13 protein-coding genes and 2 pseudogenes are annotated in these 15662 nt (G+C 61.5%); 7 read left to right on the top strand and 8 right to left on the bottom strand.

What is annotated here, in order from left to right:
- Positions 1-112 precede the first annotated feature (112 nt).
- The 5 genes from gluQRS to AC0L39_RS15590 all read left to right on the top strand — a co-directional run bounded on the left by gluQRS (position 113) and on the right by AC0L39_RS15590 (position 3134).
- A complete protein-coding gene (gene gluQRS, locus AC0L39_RS15610; RefSeq protein ID WP_473259235.1) occupies positions 113-943 on the top strand; it encodes a tRNA glutamyl-Q(34) synthetase GluQRS in 831 nt (276 codons plus the stop codon).
- A 24-nt stretch (positions 944-967) separates the two neighbouring features.
- Entirely contained in the window at positions 968-1198 is a 231-nt protein-coding gene (locus tag AC0L39_RS15605) for a hypothetical protein (protein WP_473259233.1), read from the top strand.
- Positions 1199-1231: 33 nt separating this feature from the next.
- Entirely contained in the window at positions 1232-1807 is a 576-nt protein-coding gene (locus AC0L39_RS15600) for a cob(I)yrinic acid a,c-diamide adenosyltransferase (RefSeq protein ID WP_473259232.1), read from the top strand.
- A gap of 80 nt (positions 1808-1887) precedes the next feature.
- The gene (locus AC0L39_RS15595; protein WP_473259231.1) at positions 1888-2757 is read left to right on the top strand and encodes a 3-hydroxyacyl-CoA dehydrogenase NAD-binding domain-containing protein; all 870 of its coding nucleotides are present in this window, start codon (positions 1888-1890) and stop codon (positions 2755-2757) included.
- 53 nt (positions 2758-2810) lie between these two features.
- Complete coding sequence (locus tag AC0L39_RS15590; RefSeq protein ID WP_473259229.1) at positions 2811-3134, top strand: hypothetical protein; 324 nt, start codon at positions 2811-2813, stop codon at positions 3132-3134.
- Between the two features lie 9 nt (positions 3135-3143).
- Here AC0L39_RS15590 and AC0L39_RS15585 read toward each other — a convergent pair whose 3' ends face one another.
- Both AC0L39_RS15585 and mutS read right to left on the bottom strand, forming a co-directional pair.
- A complete protein-coding gene (locus tag AC0L39_RS15585; protein ID WP_473259227.1) occupies positions 3144-3578 on the bottom strand; it encodes a hypothetical protein in 435 nt (144 codons plus the stop codon).
- A 26-nt stretch (positions 3579-3604) separates the two neighbouring features.
- Positions 3605-6218 (bottom strand): annotated as a pseudogene (gene mutS, locus AC0L39_RS15580) (DNA mismatch repair protein MutS).
- Between the two features lie 226 nt (positions 6219-6444).
- Here mutS and AC0L39_RS15575 point away from each other — a divergent pair.
- Positions 6445-8665 (top strand): annotated as a pseudogene (locus tag AC0L39_RS15575) (NADP-dependent malic enzyme).
- Positions 8666-8757: 92 nt separating this feature from the next.
- On the opposite strand, the gene AC0L39_RS15570 reads toward AC0L39_RS15575, so the two are convergent.
- The 4 genes from AC0L39_RS15570 to trmB all read right to left on the bottom strand — a co-directional run bounded on the left by AC0L39_RS15570 (position 8758) and on the right by trmB (position 11690).
- A complete protein-coding gene (locus tag AC0L39_RS15570) occupies positions 8758-9258 on the bottom strand; it encodes a ferritin-like domain-containing protein (protein ID WP_473259225.1) in 501 nt (166 codons plus the stop codon).
- Positions 9259-9400: 142 nt separating this feature from the next.
- Positions 9401-10627, bottom strand: a complete 1227-nt coding sequence (locus AC0L39_RS15565; RefSeq protein ID WP_473259224.1) for a DUF917 domain-containing protein — start codon at positions 10625-10627, stop codon at positions 9401-9403.
- A gap of 74 nt (positions 10628-10701) precedes the next feature.
- On the bottom strand, positions 10702-10989 hold the full coding sequence (locus tag AC0L39_RS15560; protein ID WP_473259222.1) for a hypothetical protein: 288 nt from the start codon (positions 10987-10989) through the stop codon (positions 10702-10704).
- Positions 10989-11690 (bottom strand): tRNA (guanine(46)-N(7))-methyltransferase TrmB, encoded by a 702-nt coding sequence (gene trmB / locus AC0L39_RS15555; RefSeq protein WP_473259220.1) that lies wholly within the window; start codon positions 11688-11690, stop codon positions 10989-10991. Before trmB ends, AC0L39_RS15560 begins: the two co-directional genes overlap by 1 nt.
- A gap of 116 nt (positions 11691-11806) precedes the next feature.
- On the opposite strand from trmB, the gene AC0L39_RS15550 reads away from it, so the two are divergent.
- Positions 11807-13021, top strand: coding sequence for a mechanosensitive ion channel family protein (locus AC0L39_RS15550; protein ID WP_473259219.1), 1215 nt, complete (start codon positions 11807-11809; stop codon positions 13019-13021).
- A gap of 66 nt (positions 13022-13087) precedes the next feature.
- On the opposite strand, the gene ctrA is transcribed toward AC0L39_RS15550, so the two are convergent.
- Positions 13088-13783 carry a response regulator transcription factor CtrA gene (gene ctrA / locus AC0L39_RS15545; RefSeq protein WP_142787809.1) on the bottom strand — a complete coding sequence of 232 codons (696 nt, stop codon included), beginning with the start codon at positions 13781-13783 and terminating at the stop codon, positions 13088-13090.
- Positions 13784-14049: 266 nt separating this feature from the next.
- Positions 14050-15558, bottom strand: coding sequence for an RNA polymerase factor sigma-54 (gene rpoN, locus AC0L39_RS15540; RefSeq protein WP_473259216.1), 1509 nt, complete (start codon positions 15556-15558; stop codon positions 14050-14052).
- Positions 15559-15662: the final 104 nt, after the last annotated feature.

Here is a 15662-nt window from a genome sequence, read left to right as displayed (position 1 = left end):
CATGCCGTGGCAACAAAAAGAGTCAAACCCATGACAATGTTCATATCCACAGTGACGGCCTGTGGATGCCGTGTGCATAGCTTATGGATAACGGTTGTGGCATGGGCAAAACATGAATGCGTCGCCCGAGATCGTTACCCGCTTCGCGCCGAGCCCGAACGGCCACCTGCATATGGGGCACGCATATTCGGCGATTTACGCGCACGATCTGGCAAGGGAGGCTGGCGGAAAATTTCTCTTGAGGGTCGAGGATATCGACGGTCCGCGTTCGCGCCCGGAGTTTGCCGACGAATTTCGCCGCGACCTCGAATGGCTGGGGCTCGAATGGGACGAGGTTCCCGCCCAATCGACCCGGCTCGACAGCTACCGGGACGCGGCATCTCGGCTGCTGGACATGGGCATGATCTATTTATGCACCTGCACGCGTAAGGAAATCGAGGCGCTGGGGCTGCGCCGCGGCGAGGACGGCGCGGTCTACCCAGGCACTTGCAAAGGGCGTCTGCTCGATTCGGGCAAGCCGGCTGCGCTCCGGCTGGATGTCGACAAGGCGATGGACGAGCTAGGCGAGCTGGTTTGGACCGATGAAGAGGCAGGTTCGGTCATCGCCGATCCGCGTGAATTTGGCGACGTGGTTGTGGTGCGCAAGGATCTCCCGGCAAGCTATCACCTCGCTGCAACTCTCGACGACGCGGTCGACGGCATAACCCTCGTCACACGCGGGTCCGACCTGTTCGCCGCGACGCATGTGCACCGGATATTGCAGGAATTGCTCGATCTGCCCGTCCCGCACTACGATCACCACAAATTGCTGCTGGACGATGACGGTCAGAAACTGGCCAAGCGGCGCGGTTCGCCTGCCATCGCGGACCGCCGCGAAGCCGGCGAAGACGGACTGGCGCTCGCCGAGCAATTGCGGTTGCAACAAAAAGCATCTGGAACTTAGCGAGATGCTCTCCATTTAGGTTCCATGACCTATATCCTCGTCGCCGCCCTTGTATTCCTGTGCATCATGGTAGTCGTCTCGCTCATTCGCGGCGTGATCGCCTTTCTGCAGACGACCAAGATCGACCTCGAAACAGGCGAAGGCGAAACAGCGACCGATATGCAGCTGCTGCAAAACAAGGCGATGTTTGCCCGGATCAAGTATCAGGCGCTGGCGATCGCCGTGGTCGCGATCATCCTCGCAGTCTCACGCTAGACGCGCCTGTGCCGGGCGCGCTAGGGCGCGGGCATGGTAAAACTCAACAAGATATACACTCGCACCGGCGACGATGGTACGACGGGCCTCGTCGACGGCTCGCGCTGTCCCAAGTATTCAGCCCGTATCGCTGCGATAGGCGAGGTCGATGAGGCCAACAGCGCCATCGGCCACGCTATCTGTGCGATCGGGGACGAGGCTTTGAGCGCCCTCCTCACGCGGGTACAGAACGACTTGTTCGATCTGGGTGCAGACCTTGCGACACCGGCGGAAGACAGCGATTTCGCGCCGTCTGACATGGTGCTGCGCATGATCGAATCCCAATCCGAGTGGATCGAAGGTCAGATTGACGCGCTGAATGAACGGCTTGAACCGCTGACCAGTTTTGTCCTGCCTGGCGGAAGCGAGGCGGCGGCGCGCGTTCATGTCGCCCGCGCGACCACCCGCTCGGCAGAGCGCGCCGTGACCGCCATGGCAGCCGAAACCCCGGTAAACCCGGCAGCATCGGCCTATATCAACCGCCTCTCCGATCTGTTGTTTGTGCTCGCACGGGTGCTGAACGATGACGGTCAGGCCGATGTGAAATGGGTGCCGGGCGCGAACCGCTAGAGGGTTTCTCTGGCCAACCCCGTCCCCCGGCGCTAACACGCGCGGCGAACAAAAATGCTGCGCTTGCGAAGGGAATCATCATGCGGAAAATCGGGGTCATCGGAGCTGGTCAGATGGGGACCGGCATCGCCCAGACCGTCGCGCAGCATGGCATGTATGTCATGCTGTCGGACGTGGATCTCGCGCGCGCGCAGGCTGGCAAGGATTCGATCGAGAAAGCGGTCACGAAGCTTGTCGGGCGCGGCAAGATCGAAGCAGACGCGGCCGAAACGTTGCTGACCCGGATCACCCCGGTGGCGGACTATGAGCCGATGGCCGAAGCCGAGCTGATAATCGAGGCGGCGACCGAAAAGGAACAGATCAAGCAGGCGATTTTCGATGCCGCGGGCAAGGTGCTGGACGATAGCGCGATCATGGCGTCGAACACCAGCTCGATCCCGATCACGCGGATGGCAAACCATTCGCCCGATCCGCAGCGTTTCATCGGGCTGCACTTCTTCAATCCCGTGCCGGTCATGGGCCTTATCGAGGTTATTCCCGGCCTCGCGACCTCGAAAGGTACGACCGACCGGGTCACCGCCTTTGCCGAGGGGCTCGGCAAGCAGGTGGTCCTGAGCCAGGATGAACCCGGCTTCGTCGTCAATCGCATCCTCTTGCCGATGATCAACGAAGCGGTGTTCGTGCTCGGCCAGTCTACCGCCGGGATCGAGGATATCGACAAGGGCTGCCGTCTCGGGCTCAATCACCCCATGGGGCCGCTGCAATTGGCCGATTTCGTCGGGCTCGATACCTGCCTCGACATTATCAAGGTGCTCTACAAGACGACCCGTGACACCAAGTATCGCCCGGCACCCTTGCTGGTGAAGTACGTCGAGGCGGGCTGGCTGGGCCGCAAGACCGGGCGCGGTTTCTACGATTACAGCGGCGAAGCGCCCGTTCCGACGCGGTAAAATTCGGAACACAGGCCGCAGCCCCCCGTTGGTCATGCAAAGGAGATATTCGCATGACCGACCGCAACATTCCCGTGAAGAGCCAGGAAGAACGCCAGGCCGAGCTCGCACCCGAAATGCACAATGATGAGCAGGACGATCACCGCAGCCAGGCGCAGGAAATCGCCATGCAGGCGAAAGACCATGCCGCAGCGGCAGGTGCTACGGAAAGCCGCAAGCCCGGCTCACCCTCCGTCGATGGAGTTGCCGGGACCGAGACAGACATGATCGACCAAATGCGCGACATGGAAGACACCGGCCGGATCGATAACGGCGCGTTCGCCGGGGAACCAAACCACGACGACAATACATCCAAGTATCAGGGCAAAGAGCAGTAAAAGCCTACGCTACTGATGCAGCCTTTCGACCGGTTCTTCGATAGGGACTGCCCATCCGGCATCGGAATCCTGCGCTGAGACCTTGTCCTGATCGCTGAGATACGGCAGCTTGTTCGGATTGGGATCGAAGCCGGAAAAATCCTCGCTCGGTGACGGATCGAACCCTTCTGCGCCGTCGACCAGATCTTCATCGGTCGCAAATTCGGTTGCGCTGCCGCGCTCTTGTGAAAAGTCGGGAGCCGCGCTTGCCTGACCCGGTCGCTGATCGCCGAATCTTGGCTCGGGACCTGAGCGAGCGGTATTGTTGCCGCTACCGAGGGTATCGACCGTCTGCGTCAGACTGCCCGGATCGTCTTCCGTCCCCACGAACAACACCACGCTCAGCAGCGTAAAGCCGACATACGCAAGCGCGACCTTCGGGTTTTTGAACAAGGTAGCAAGCATGGGATCATGCCATAACTCACCAACCGTTAATGTTCGGTGGAGGCAATTCTTCGCTTGAGATCGTAAAGCAGATCGAGCGCTTCGCGCGGCGAAAGAGCATCGAGATCGGTCCGCGATAGCTGCTCTGCAAGCTGCTGTTCCGGCGTAGGTTCCGGGTCGCCCTGCTGCGCGGCAGCGGCAAATAACGGCAATTCGCCAAGCCCCGCAGCGATACCGCCGGTTTCAGTACGCGCTTCTTCGAGTTTTGCGAGCACTTGCGCCGCGCGTTTGACAACTGGTTCCGGCACGCCGGCGAGTTTGGCTACGGCCAGTCCGTAAGACCGGTCCGCCGGCCCTTCGGCAAGCTCGTGCAAGAGCACCAGGTCGCCCTTCCATTCGCGCGCGCGCACATGGTGCAGCGAGAGCGCCTCACAGCTATCGGCCAGCCGGGCAAGCTCGTGGTAATGCGTTGCGAACAGGCAGCGGCAGGCGAGGCGGGAATGCACCGCTTCGACCACCGCCCAAGCCAGTGCAAGACCGTCATAGGTCGAAGTGCCCCGCCCGACCTCGTCAAGGATGACGAAACTTCGCTCGGTCGCTTGCGACAAGATCGCGGCGGTTTCGACCATCTCGACCATGAAGGTCGAGCGGCCCCGCGCGAGGTTGTCGGATGCGCCGACACGGCTGAACAGTCGGTCCACGAGCCCGATCCGCGCCGCGTCTGCAGGGACGAAGCAGCCCGCCTGCGCCATCAGCACGATCAGCGCGTTTTGTCGCAGGAAGGTCGATTTGCCGCCCATGTTCGGGCCGCCAATCAGCCACAGCCTGTCATCTGCATTGAGCGAACAATCGTTGGCCACGAAGCGATCGCCCGCCTTTGCCAGTGCAGCCTCGACCACGGGGTGGCGCCCGCCAGTAATGGCAAGACCGGCATCCGCGGTAATTTCGGGCCGCGCCCAGTCGCCCTCCGAAGCGCGTTCGGCATTGCCCGCCGCGACATCGATCCGCGCGAGCGCCGAGGCAGTGCGCGCAATGGCTTCACGCACCGCGCTGACTTCGCCAGTGAGCTCTTCGAAATGCGCTTCTTCGGCGGCCAGAGCGCGTCCACCAGCCTCGGAAATGCGCGAGGCCTCTTCATGCAGGTTGAGCGAGTTGAACCGAACCGCGCCCTTCATGGTCTGCCGGTGCGTGAAGCCGCTATCGGCCTCCATCAGGCCGTCGCCGTGACGGCTGGGGACCTCGATAAAGTAGCCGAGCACGCCGTTATGCTTGATCTTCAGCGATGCGATGCCGGTTTCCTCGCGGTAGCGCGTCTCCATCGCTGCAATGGCGCGGCGGGCATTGCCCGAAACCTCGCGCAATTCATCGAGCCCGGCGTCGTAGCCATCGGCGATGAAGCCGCCATTACCGCGCTCTGTCGGCGGCGAGGCGACAAGCGCGCGTGCCAGATGATCGACGAGAGCGCCGTGCCCGGTCAGGTCGGGTAGAAGTAGATCGAGTAGGGCAGGGCGGTCCGCTTCGGTCTGTAAGCGGTCATGCACGCGCTGCGCCTCTGCCAGCCCATCCCGGACCTGTCCCAGATCGCGGGGACTGCCCCGGCCTGCAACAATGCGCCCGAGCGCGCGGCTGACATCGGGGAGCGCGCGCAGAGTGTCACGGAGGTCCGCCCGCTCGATCGGGCGGCTCCGCCAGAACTCGGCGAGCGCGATACGGTCATTGATGGCGGATTGGTCGAGCAAAGGGGCGGACAGGTCTTCGGCCAGCAACCGTGACCCGGCCCCAGTTGCACAGCGATCCAGCGCGGCAATCAGGCTGCCTGCGCGCCCGCCTTGCTGCGTCTCCAATATTTCGAGGCTTGCGCGGGTTGCCTCGTCCATCGCCATTCCCGAAGCGCCCGAGCGGACCAAGGGAGGCAGCAGCAGCGGCAGGTTGCCGCGCCCGACATGGTCGAGATAGGCGATCAGTCCTCCGTACCGCCGCCAGCATCGCGCGCGAGAAATTGCCGAAACCGTCGAGCGTCGCGACCCCGTGAATAGCCTTCAGCCGCTCGCCGCCCGCATCGCTCGAGAAGTCGCCGCGATTATGGAAGGTCGCGTCTTCCGGACCCTCGGTCCAATCTTCCGGCACCACAACTTCCGTCGCGCCAATCCGCGCCAGCTGCGCGCCCAGCATGTCGGCGCTGCATTCTTCCAGCACCATAGTGCCGGTCGAGATATCGCAGCTCGCAATGCCGATAGTGCCGCGTACCTCGGCGAGCGCCGCGAGCAGGTTGGCCTTGCGCGGATTGAGCAGCGCCTCCTCGGTAAGCGTGCCAGCCGTGACAAAACGGACGATGTCGCGCTTTACGAGCACTTTCGATGACGGCTTGCCTTCGGACTTGGCGCGCGCCTTGGCCTCGCCGGGCGTTTCGACCTGTTCGGCGATGGCGACTCGCTGCCCCGCCTTGATCAGCCGCGCAAGGTATCCTTCCGCCGAGTGCACCGGAACGCCGCACATCGGCACCGGCTCTCCGCCATGCTCCCCGCGCGTCGTCAGCGCGATGTCGAGAATTCCCGCCGCCTCGCGCGCATCATCGAAGAACAGCTCGAAGAAATCGCCCATCCGGTAGAACAGCAATGACCCGTCCGCCTGCTCCTTGAGCGCAAGGTATTGCCGCATCATCGGGGTCGGCTGGGAGGGTTTGGGCGAGGCCATATGACCGGCCTAGCTAGCGCGGCGGTGATTCGGAACGGGTATGGCCCGTGTTTCCCCTATCGTTTGTAATCGGAGCGGGCTAAGCGCAGGCAGGATTCAGGCAAATGCCGTAAAGGAAAAAGGGTTTTATGTCGGACGATCAAGACGGCGGACAGACAAGCGGGCGCCGGGGGGTTTCACCACTCGCGAGGCGCTGTTCTACCATGAGACCATTCGTCCCGGTAAGCTGGAGATCGTTGCGACGAAGCCCATGACGTCGCAGCGCGACCTCAGCCTGGCCTATTCGCCCGGCGTTGCCGCTCCGGTCGAAGCCATTGCGCAGGACCCTGCGCTGGCCGCGCGCTACACTGCCAAGGCGAACCTTGTTGCGGTAATCTCCAACGGTTCTGCGATCCTCGGGCTCGGCAATCTTGGCGCGCTGGCGTCCAAGCCGGTGATGGAAGGCAAGGCGGTGCTGTTCAAGCGCTTTGCCGATGTAGACTCGATCGATATCGAGCTCGATACCGAAGACCCCGAAGCTTTCATCAATGCGGTCGCACTGATGGAGCCGACCTTTGGCGGGATCAACCTTGAGGATATCAAGGCGCCCGAATGCTTCATCATCGAAGCGGCGCTGCGTGAACGGATGAACATTCCGGTCATGCACGATGACCAGCACGGCACCGCCATCATCACCGCTGCGGGCCTGCTCAATGCCTGCCACCTGACCGACCGCGATATCAGAGATGTGAAGGTCGTCGTAAACGGAGCGGGTGCGGCTGCAATTGCCTGCACCGAACTGATCAAGGCGATGGGCGTTCCGCATGACAATGTCATCATGTGCGACCGCTCGGGCCCGATCACGCCGGGCCGCGACAATGTCGATCAGTGGAAGAGCGCTCACGCGGTACAGACCGATGCGACCGACCTCGAAGGCGCGCTTGAAGGCGCGGATATCTTCCTCGGCCTTTCGGCTGCCGGCGCGCTCAAGCCCGAATGGGTGAAGGAAATGGCGGACAAACCGATTATCTTCGCAATGGCCAACCCCGTGCCCGAGATCATGCCGGACGATGCAAAGAAGGTTCGTCCCGATGCGATCATCGCGACCGGGCGCAGCGACTTTCCGAACCAGGTCAACAATGTGCTCGGCTTCCCCTTCATCTTCCGCGGCGCGCTCGATGTGCAGGCGACAACGATCAACGAAGAGATGAAGGTTGCCGCTGCGCAGGCCATTGCCGAGCTTGCACGCGAGCGAGTGCCCGAAGAAGTGGCAAGCGCGTACGGCAAGAACCAGAAATTCGGCACAGACTACATCATACCTGCGCCATTCGATCCGCGCCTGATCGAGGTCGTATCCTCCGCCGTGGCGAAAGCAGCGATGGATTCAGGCGTCGCACAGGCGAGGATCGAGGATTTCGAGGAATACCAGCATCAGCTGAAATCGCGCCTCAATCCGACGACTTCGGTCCTGACCGGTGTCTACAACGAAGCGAAATCCAGCCCGAAGCGTATGGTCTTTGCCGAAGCCGAAGAGGAAGTGGTGCTGCGCGCCGCGATCCAGTTCCGCGATTTCGGCTACGGCACGCCAATCCTTGTCGGGCGGACGAAAGCGGTTCTCGACAAGCTGCACCAGCTCTCGGTCTCGGATCCGGGCAGTTTCGAAATCCAGAACTCGGCTGATAGCGAGCATGTGCCCGCAATGGTCGATTATCTTTACAAGCGGCTCCAGCGGCGCGGCTATACCGAGCGCGATGTGCGCCGGATGGTCAATCAGGAACGCAACATCTTCGCCGCGCTGCTGGTCGCGCTTGGGCACGGCGACGGGGTTATTTCCGGCCTGACGCGAACCTTCGCCCAGACCGCCAAGGAGATTAATCGCGTCCTCAAACCGAAGCCGGGAGCGATCCCGTTCGGCATCCACATGATGATCGGCAAAAACCACACGACTTTCCTCGCCGATACCACCATCAACGAGCGTCCGACGGCTAGAAGAGCTCGCGCATATCGCGCGCGAAACCGCTGCCGTCGCGCGCCGCATGGGGCATGAGCCGCGCGTCGCATTCCTGTCATACTCGACCTTTGGCAATCCGTCGGGACAGTGGCTCAACAATATCCGCGAAGCCGTGGCGATCCTCGACAAGGAAGAGCCTGGTTTCGAATATGAAGGCGAGATGGCGCCCGACGCTGCGCTTAATCCCAAGGTGATGGAGCTTTATCCGTTCAGCCGCTTGTCCGCGCCGGCCAATGTGCTGGTGATGCCGGGCCTGCAATCGGCGAACCTTTCTGCGAAGATCTTGCGCGAGCTTGGCGGCAATGCGACCATCGGCCCGATGCTGATCGGGATGGAAAAGCCGGTGCAGATCGTGCCGATGACGGCACTTGCACCGGATGTCTTGACGCTGGCGGTATTGGCTGGGGCCGGGGTGGTCGGCTGACCAATCGGAGCCGGTAGCGAACAAGGAAAAAGGGCCCGGCGCAGTGCCGAGCCCTTTTTTCTGTATCCGTGATCTAGGAAGAGGCGCGGATATTACGCGGCCATCGCTTCCTTGTTGACTTCGCCGGTCGCAATCTCGGTCATCCGGCGGTCACCGCCGTAGGTGTTATCGAGACACGTCTGCAGCGTTTCCGCGTCCTGGTCGAGGCCGAGGCGCTTGGCGAACGCCACTGCTGTTCCATAGCCTGCAAGTCCATAGTGCGTCATGCGCTGGAACTGCGTGATGATAGAGGCGTCGAGGACGTCCTTGTCTTCGATATCGGCATCAATGGCATGTGCCTTGGCTTCCTTCACGAGGCCTTCCATGCCCTTGCAGAATTCGCCGTTCGGATTGGCGTCGTGCGATTCGATCAGATTGCGCACCTGGACCATGCCTTCCGAAATACCCTTCACGCCGTCTTCGAGCGCGCACCGGAGGTCCTCGGAGGTCGCTTTTTCGTGCAATTTCTTGGTTGCATCGAGCGATTGCTTGTCGGCGCTGTAGATGTCCTGAAGCTGGTCGATATAGAGGTCTTTGAGAGTGTTGATGGTCATTGAGTATTCTACCCTTGGTTTGATTTGCTTTTCACAAGACCAATGGGCCGCACGCGCGATCGTTCCGAAAAAACTATTATATTTTCGATAGATACGGTGAGGCGGGACTCGTCCGCGACGAGCTGCGTGCCGCTTTATCGTGTCAGCCGAGCCGCTGTTCGATCGGCACGTAATCGAGATCGTAGCCGAAATATCGCGGGCTGAAGACGGCAAGGCCAGCCTCGCTGCGCCACAGCGGATCGCAGCGAAATCCGAGCACCGTTACGCGCTGTCCTCGTTCGTAGCCGGGATTGACAATGCCGTCGGCGCTGCCGGTGTCGATGATGCTGATGAGATCGGGGCACGTGGCGATGACGGCGCCATCGCGGCGAGCCACGAGATGCTCATTCTTGACGTCGGAAACGAAGGTCTGCCCCGCGAACGCGCCTGTCCCGGCGAGCGAAACTTGCCCCACAAGAAATCCGTCCTCGTCGCGCCATTCGAAATCGGAGACGGTCCCGGTGAACAGGAGGTATCCATCGCCCGCAGCGCGCGCCGCCTCAACCGGATTGCTCCCCTCCGCCTTGGCTTCTCGCACCGCCTTGCCGATGTTCCTTGCCAGAGTGAGGCTGCCGGTTACGAGTGTGCCATCCTGCTTGGCCTGCGCTCCGGTGATCGGGCTGTCGGTGACGCCGCATTCCCGGCTGACCACCGCTATACTGCGCAAAATGTCTTCGGCTCTGGTGGGATCGCCGAGTGCCTCGACGATCATCTCGTCACCGAACGGTGTTGCTGCACCGATCGGGGTGAGCGGGATGCCAGCGACCTTGACCGAGTGCTGGTTGATCTCCGGAACTGCGCGCCCGACGGTATCGGCATCGAGCGCAGGCACGCCGAGACGAGCGGCGGTCGAGAGCCCCTCGGCAAGGGAGAGTGGCCCGATCTCGCCCATGATGACGCCTGCGAATTTCTGGCCGATATGACGCTCGAGCGCTTCGAAAGCGGCCTGCACCGGCATCTCCACCGGGCTCTCGATCGCATCGAGCTTCGCCTGCATTGCTTCACTGGTGTCGGCGAGGCTGGCGAGACCATAGGGGCACGCGACGCGGTCGGTATCGGATAGACCCTCTACCGGGATCACTGAAAACGCGAGCCCGGCCGCCAGATCGCTGGCAATCAGCTCGCGCGCCGCAGATAGGCTGCCTCCGCCGCCCGTGCCCAGATAGGAGCTGCCGACCAGCGCGTCTTCCAGATCGGTCCGGGTGAGGGCGGTCGCCTTGACCCCGGGCGAGGGAGCGGGAAGTGCGCTTTGGCCCTGCACCTGGCGGCATGCCGCGAGAGACCCCGCTGCAATTGCAAGTCCGCCGAGAAACTGTCGCCGTGCTACCATTTGTTTTGTCCCCACCTTGATAACGAGTAAACTGACGCGGTCGGGGATGGAATGCAATCTCGCAGTCGGCGCCTTCAGGAAACCGTGTTTACAAATCCGTTCGCGGCGCCAGCGGCGGTGAAGCCGAATATGAAGTAGATGCTGTTCCAACCAAGCTCCTTGGTCGAAAAATGCGAACTTTGGTGCGCTCTGTAGAGTGCCAGAACCGCAAGCACCATCACCAACCACCGCGTTGCCAGCAAAAGATACGACACAACCCAATTCCCGGATTCGAAAAGCGGTGGACCGAAGATTATTGCTAGGTCGAGAGCAATCGCGAGGCTGAAGAGCCAATGCAGATGTCGCACCAGCAGCACTCCCATCACAGCCGCCGGAACCGGAAATACCAGACTTCGTGACCGAACACGGTGCGCGCCTTGTGCTCGTAGCGCGTCTCGCTCCATCCGCTCGGACGGTTCTGCCAGCTTGCTGGCCCATCGACGACCCATTCGAATTTGTCGGTGAAGCGCTGCATCACCATCAGCGCGTGGCGCAGGTAAACCGCGTGATCGGTACCGAAGCGGAACTCGCCGCCGGGTTTCAGCTTGTCCGCGAGCAGGCCGACCGGGCCATCATTCATCATGCGCCGCTTTGCATGCTTGTTCTTGGGCCAGGGGTCGGGGTGCAGCAGATACGCCATAGTGAGCGCCCCATCAGGGATGCGCTTGAGGACTTCGAGCGCATCACCGTGATGGAGCCGCACATTGGCGAGCTTTTCGTCATCCACATGGCCCAGCGCTGCGGCCACACCGTTGAGGAAGGGTTCTGCGCCGATAAAGCCGTGATCGGGCAGCAAGTCCGCGCGGTAGGCGAGGTGCTCTCCGCTGCCGAACCCGATCTCGACATGGAGCGGGCAGTCCTCGCCAAACAGCCTCTCGGCCGTGACCGGGCCCTCTTCGGGCACGGCGATTTTCGGCAGGAGATTATCGACCAGACCCTGCTGACGCGCGCGCAGGGGTTTGCCGACGCTGCGGCCATACAGCCGGCTGAGGGTGGTGGGGTCGCCTTCTTTGAACGCACTCATGGTGGGTCCGCTAAGGCCTGATGCGGGTGGTTGTCCAGACCGGATGACGGGAGGATTTCTTCGTGAGTGACATGCGGGGTTGAGCGGTGCCCTACCGAACCGCTAACGCGCCGTTCATGGATTATCTCATTTCTCTCTTCGGGGACCAGCCGCTGTGGGTGCAATCGCTGATCGGGCTCGTCGCCCTTGCCGTGGCAGCCCTGGCGGTCAATTACGTGCTCAAGCATGTGATGCTGCGACTTGCCGCGCCGTATCTCGACCGCGCCACGAAAACGATAGACCATTCCGCCGCATGGCTCGCGACGGTTGCGCCGCTCCTGATTGTTTCGCGCGGGATTGGCCTTGTCCCGCACCTGCCCGAGGACGTCTATACTGTCGTCAGAAATGTCGCGCAGGCGCTCATCGTGGTGTCGGTGGCGATGGCCATCGTCAGGGGGCTCGCCTACGCGAACGAGGTTTACGAGCGTCAACCGCGTTCGAACAATCGCCCGATCAAGGGTTTCGTGCAGGTCGTGAAGATCATCGTCCTGTGCGGTGCAGCGATCATCATGATCTCGGTCCTCATCGACGAATCGCCGCTGCTGCTGTTGTCGGGCCTCGGGGCAATTACTGCGGTCTTGCTCTTGGTGTTCAAGGACACGATCCTGTCGCTGGTGGCGAGTGTCCAGCTGACCTCGAACGACATGCTGCGGGTCGGAGACTGGATCGAAATGCCGAGCATGCAGGCGGACGGCGATGTGATCGACATCTCTCTGCACACGGTAAAGGTTCAGAATTTCGACAAGACCATAACCACGATCCCGACGCACCGGCTCGTATCCGACGCCTATCGCAACTGGCGCGGGATGAGCGAGAGCGGCGGGCGGCGGATCAAGCGGTCGATCGTGCTTGATCAGAACTCGATCCGGTTCCTGAGCGATGAGGAGGTGCTTGACCTTAAGAAATTCCGCATCCTCAAACCCTATCTGGCTGCCAAGCGCGATGAGATTGCGGAATGGAACAAGGCAGAGCTTGCTGGCGACGACCAGCCGGTCAACGCGCGCAGGCTCACCAATATTGGGACGTTCCGCGCGTATATAGCCGCCTATATCGACTGGCATCCGCGCATCGGGGACGGTTTCACGATGCTGGTGCGGCAACTTGATCCGGGACCGCAGGGTCTGCCGATCGAGATCTATTGCTTTGCCGACACGACCACTTGGGGCGAATACGAAGCGATCCAGGCGGACATCTTCGACCACCTGCTTTCGATCGTTCCCGAATTCGGCCTGCGCGTGTTCCAGGAGCCGAGTGGTCGGGACTTTGCGTCGTTGGTTTCGGCGGCAGACTAGTCAAACGAAAACGCCCGAAGCGCTTGTAGGCGCTCCGGGTGTCTTCCGTTGGGTAACCGAGTGACGTCAGGCGGCTTCAGCCTCTTCGTTCGGGTCGCGCAGCACATATCCGCGACCCCATACGGTCTCGATGTAGTTTTCGCCGCCACATGCATGGCTGAGCTTCTTGCGCAGCTTGCAGATGAAGACGTCGATGATCTTGAGTTCGGGTTCGTCCATTCCGCCATACAGGTGGTTGAGGAACATTTCCTTGGTCAGCGTGGTGCCCTTGCGCAAGCTGAGCAGCTCAAGCATCGCATATTCCTTGCCGGTGAGGTGAACGCGGGCGCCGTCGACTTCGACAGTTTTTGCGTCGAGGTTCACGGCGAGCTTACCGGTGCGGATGATCGACTGGCTGTGGCCCTTCGAACGGCGCACGACAGCGTGGATGCGGGCGACCAGTTCTTCGCGGTGGAACGGCTTGGTCACGTAATCGTCAGCGCCAAAGCCGAACGAACGGATCTTGCTATCCATTTCGGCAATGCCCGACAGGATCAGGACAGGCGTTTGCACCTTGGCGACGCGTAGTTTCTTCAGCACGTCGTAGCCGTGCATGTCCGGCAGGTTGAGGTCGAGCAGGATGATATCGTAATCATACAGCTTACCAAGATCGAGGCCTTCCTCGCCCAGATCGGTCGAATAGACGTTAAACCCCTCGGTGGTGAGCATGAGCTCAATCGCTTTCGCGGTTGTCGGCTCGTCCTCAATCAACAGCACTCGCATATCTGGTCCCCTACTTTGCCCCAGAACCTGGCAAGCTTACCTTTTGGCAAGCTGTGTCGGTAACGCCTCGTCAAGAGGTGTTGCCATGTATTAACCACACAACATCTGAACGGAAAAGGTTAACGCGCCGTAAACGCCTCGCGCGAAAGTTTGCGAGTCTTTTGTGCAACATATCGGTTTGGCGCCCTCTGCCGCCGGGCGCGGGAGTTTTTGTTCTGCGAACGCAATCCGGTGCGCGATGTCCTCGACCGGAGGAGATGCGCACACTATAACGCATTCAGCTTTTTCGCTCGCCGCCTCTGGGCGCTCGATCCGATCCCGATTGCCTCGCGGTATTTCGCAACAGTTCGCCGGGCGAGGTCGAATCCTTCTTCCCCCAGCATGTCAGCGAGCTTCTGGTCCGACAGCACCTTCTTCGGGTCTTCGGCGTCGGTCAGCGCCTTGATGCGTGCCTTGATCGCCTCGGACGATGCGCCTTCGCCGTCGCTGGAGGCAACGCCGCTGGAGAAGAAATACTTGAGCTCGAAACAGCCGCGATCGCAGTGCAGGTACTTGTTGCTCGTTACCCGGCTGACGGTGCTTTCGTGCATGTCGATCTGTTCGGCCACCTCGCGCAAGGTGAGCGGGCGCAATTCCGAAACGCCCCGCCTGAAGAACCCGTCCTGCTGCTTCACGATCTCGGCGGCGGTCTTGAGAATCGTCTTCTGCCGCTGGTCGAGCGCGCGGATCAGCCAATGCGCATCGGCCAGCTTTTCCTTCAGCCAGCTTTGCGCCTGCGGGTCGGGCGATCCCTCATTGAGCTCGACATAGTAGTCGCGGTTCACGATCAGTCGGGGGAGCGTTTCCTCGTTCAGCGCAATGTCCCAGCCGCCATCGTCCTTGGCATTGAGCAAGATATCGGGGATCACAGCGCTGTCGGTGTCGGGGGCAAAAGCCAAGCCGGGCTTCGGATCGTAGCCGCGCAGTTCGGCGAGCATGTCTGCAAAATCTTCGTCATCCACCTCGCAAAGGCGTTTGAGCCGCGCCACTTCGCCGCGCGCGACAAGCTCGAGATTGTCGATCATCTTTTGCATGCAGGGATCGAACCGGTCGGCTTCGCGGGCCTGGATCGCCAGACATTCGGCGAGGCTGCGCGCGCCCACACCGCTCGGATCGAGCATCTGGACGACCGTCAGCGCGTCTTCGGCTTCGTCCATGCTTACGCCCAGGTCGTAGGCGATCTTGCGCAGGTCGCCGGTCAGGTAGCCAGCCTCGTCGAGCAATCCGATCAGATGCCGCGCAATGAAGGATTCTTTCGGGTTCACCGCAACCGAACCGACCTGTTCATTCAGGTGCTCGCTTAGTGTGATCTCATGCGCGCGGGTTGCATCGATGCCAGGGAAATCGCCATCGCCTGCACTGTATGTCGCGCCGCCTGCTCCCCACTCGCCGTCGCCTTGCGCGGAGGATCCGCGCGAGCCGTCGCCGGTATCGCGGTCCCGATCGAGCGCTCCGGTATCGAGGTCGAGCGGAGCCTCGCGCTCACCCTGCGCCTGCGACATCAGCTGGTCCGAGGTGAATTCTTCGCGCGGGATATCATCGGGCTCACCCGGCGGGCCGGTATCCTCGCTGGTGACCGAGCCGGCCTCAAGCAGTGGATTGCTCTCGAGCGCGTCACCGATGAAGGTTTCGATTTCGAGATTGGATGCGGCAAGCAGCTTGATCGCCTGCTGCAATTGCGGCGTCATCACCAATTGTTGCGATTGGCGAAGGTCGAGCCTGGGTCCGAGCGCCATTATGTGTCGATCCGTTCGGCTTGCGCCGCACTACGCGCTGGGCTGGTGCAGCACCCGGCGGACCAAGATCCGCCCCAGAGCATCAGATCACCTCCCGCCGGCAC

The organism is Erythrobacter sp. K21-9 (assembly GCF_055808355.1).
This window is presented reverse-complemented; position numbering and strand designations above follow the sequence as displayed.

Coding starts and splice junctions, on each gene's coding strand:
- gluQRS (WP_473259235.1), top strand. CDS start 113: ATGAATGCGTCGCCCGAGATCGTTACCCGCTTCGCGCCGAGCCCGAAC.
- AC0L39_RS15605 (WP_473259233.1), top strand. CDS start 968: ATGACCTATATCCTCGTCGCCGCCCTTGTATTCCTGTGCATCATGGTA.
- AC0L39_RS15600 (WP_473259232.1), top strand. CDS start 1,232: ATGGTAAAACTCAACAAGATATACACTCGCACCGGCGACGATGGTACG.
- AC0L39_RS15595 (WP_473259231.1), top strand. CDS start 1,888: ATGCGGAAAATCGGGGTCATCGGAGCTGGTCAGATGGGGACCGGCATC.
- AC0L39_RS15590 (WP_473259229.1), top strand. CDS start 2,811: ATGACCGACCGCAACATTCCCGTGAAGAGCCAGGAAGAACGCCAGGCC.
- AC0L39_RS15585 (WP_473259227.1), bottom strand. CDS start 3,578: ATGCTTGCTACCTTGTTCAAAAACCCGAAGGTCGCGCTTGCGTATGTC.
- AC0L39_RS15570 (WP_473259225.1), bottom strand. CDS start 9,258: ATGACCATCAACACTCTCAAAGACCTCTATATCGACCAGCTTCAGGAC.
- AC0L39_RS15565 (WP_473259224.1), bottom strand. CDS start 10,627: ATGGTAGCACGGCGACAGTTTCTCGGCGGACTTGCAATTGCAGCGGGG.
- AC0L39_RS15560 (WP_473259222.1), bottom strand. CDS start 10,989: ATGGGAGTGCTGCTGGTGCGACATCTGCATTGGCTCTTCAGCCTCGCG.
- trmB (WP_473259220.1), bottom strand. CDS start 11,690: ATGAGTGCGTTCAAAGAAGGCGACCCCACCACCCTCAGCCGGCTGTAT.
- AC0L39_RS15550 (WP_473259219.1), top strand. CDS start 11,807: ATGGATTATCTCATTTCTCTCTTCGGGGACCAGCCGCTGTGGGTGCAA.
- ctrA (WP_142787809.1), bottom strand. CDS start 13,783: ATGCGAGTGCTGTTGATTGAGGACGAGCCGACAACCGCGAAAGCGATT.
- rpoN (WP_473259216.1), bottom strand. CDS start 15,558: ATGGCGCTCGGACCCAGGCTCGACCTTCGCCAATCGCAACAATTGGTG.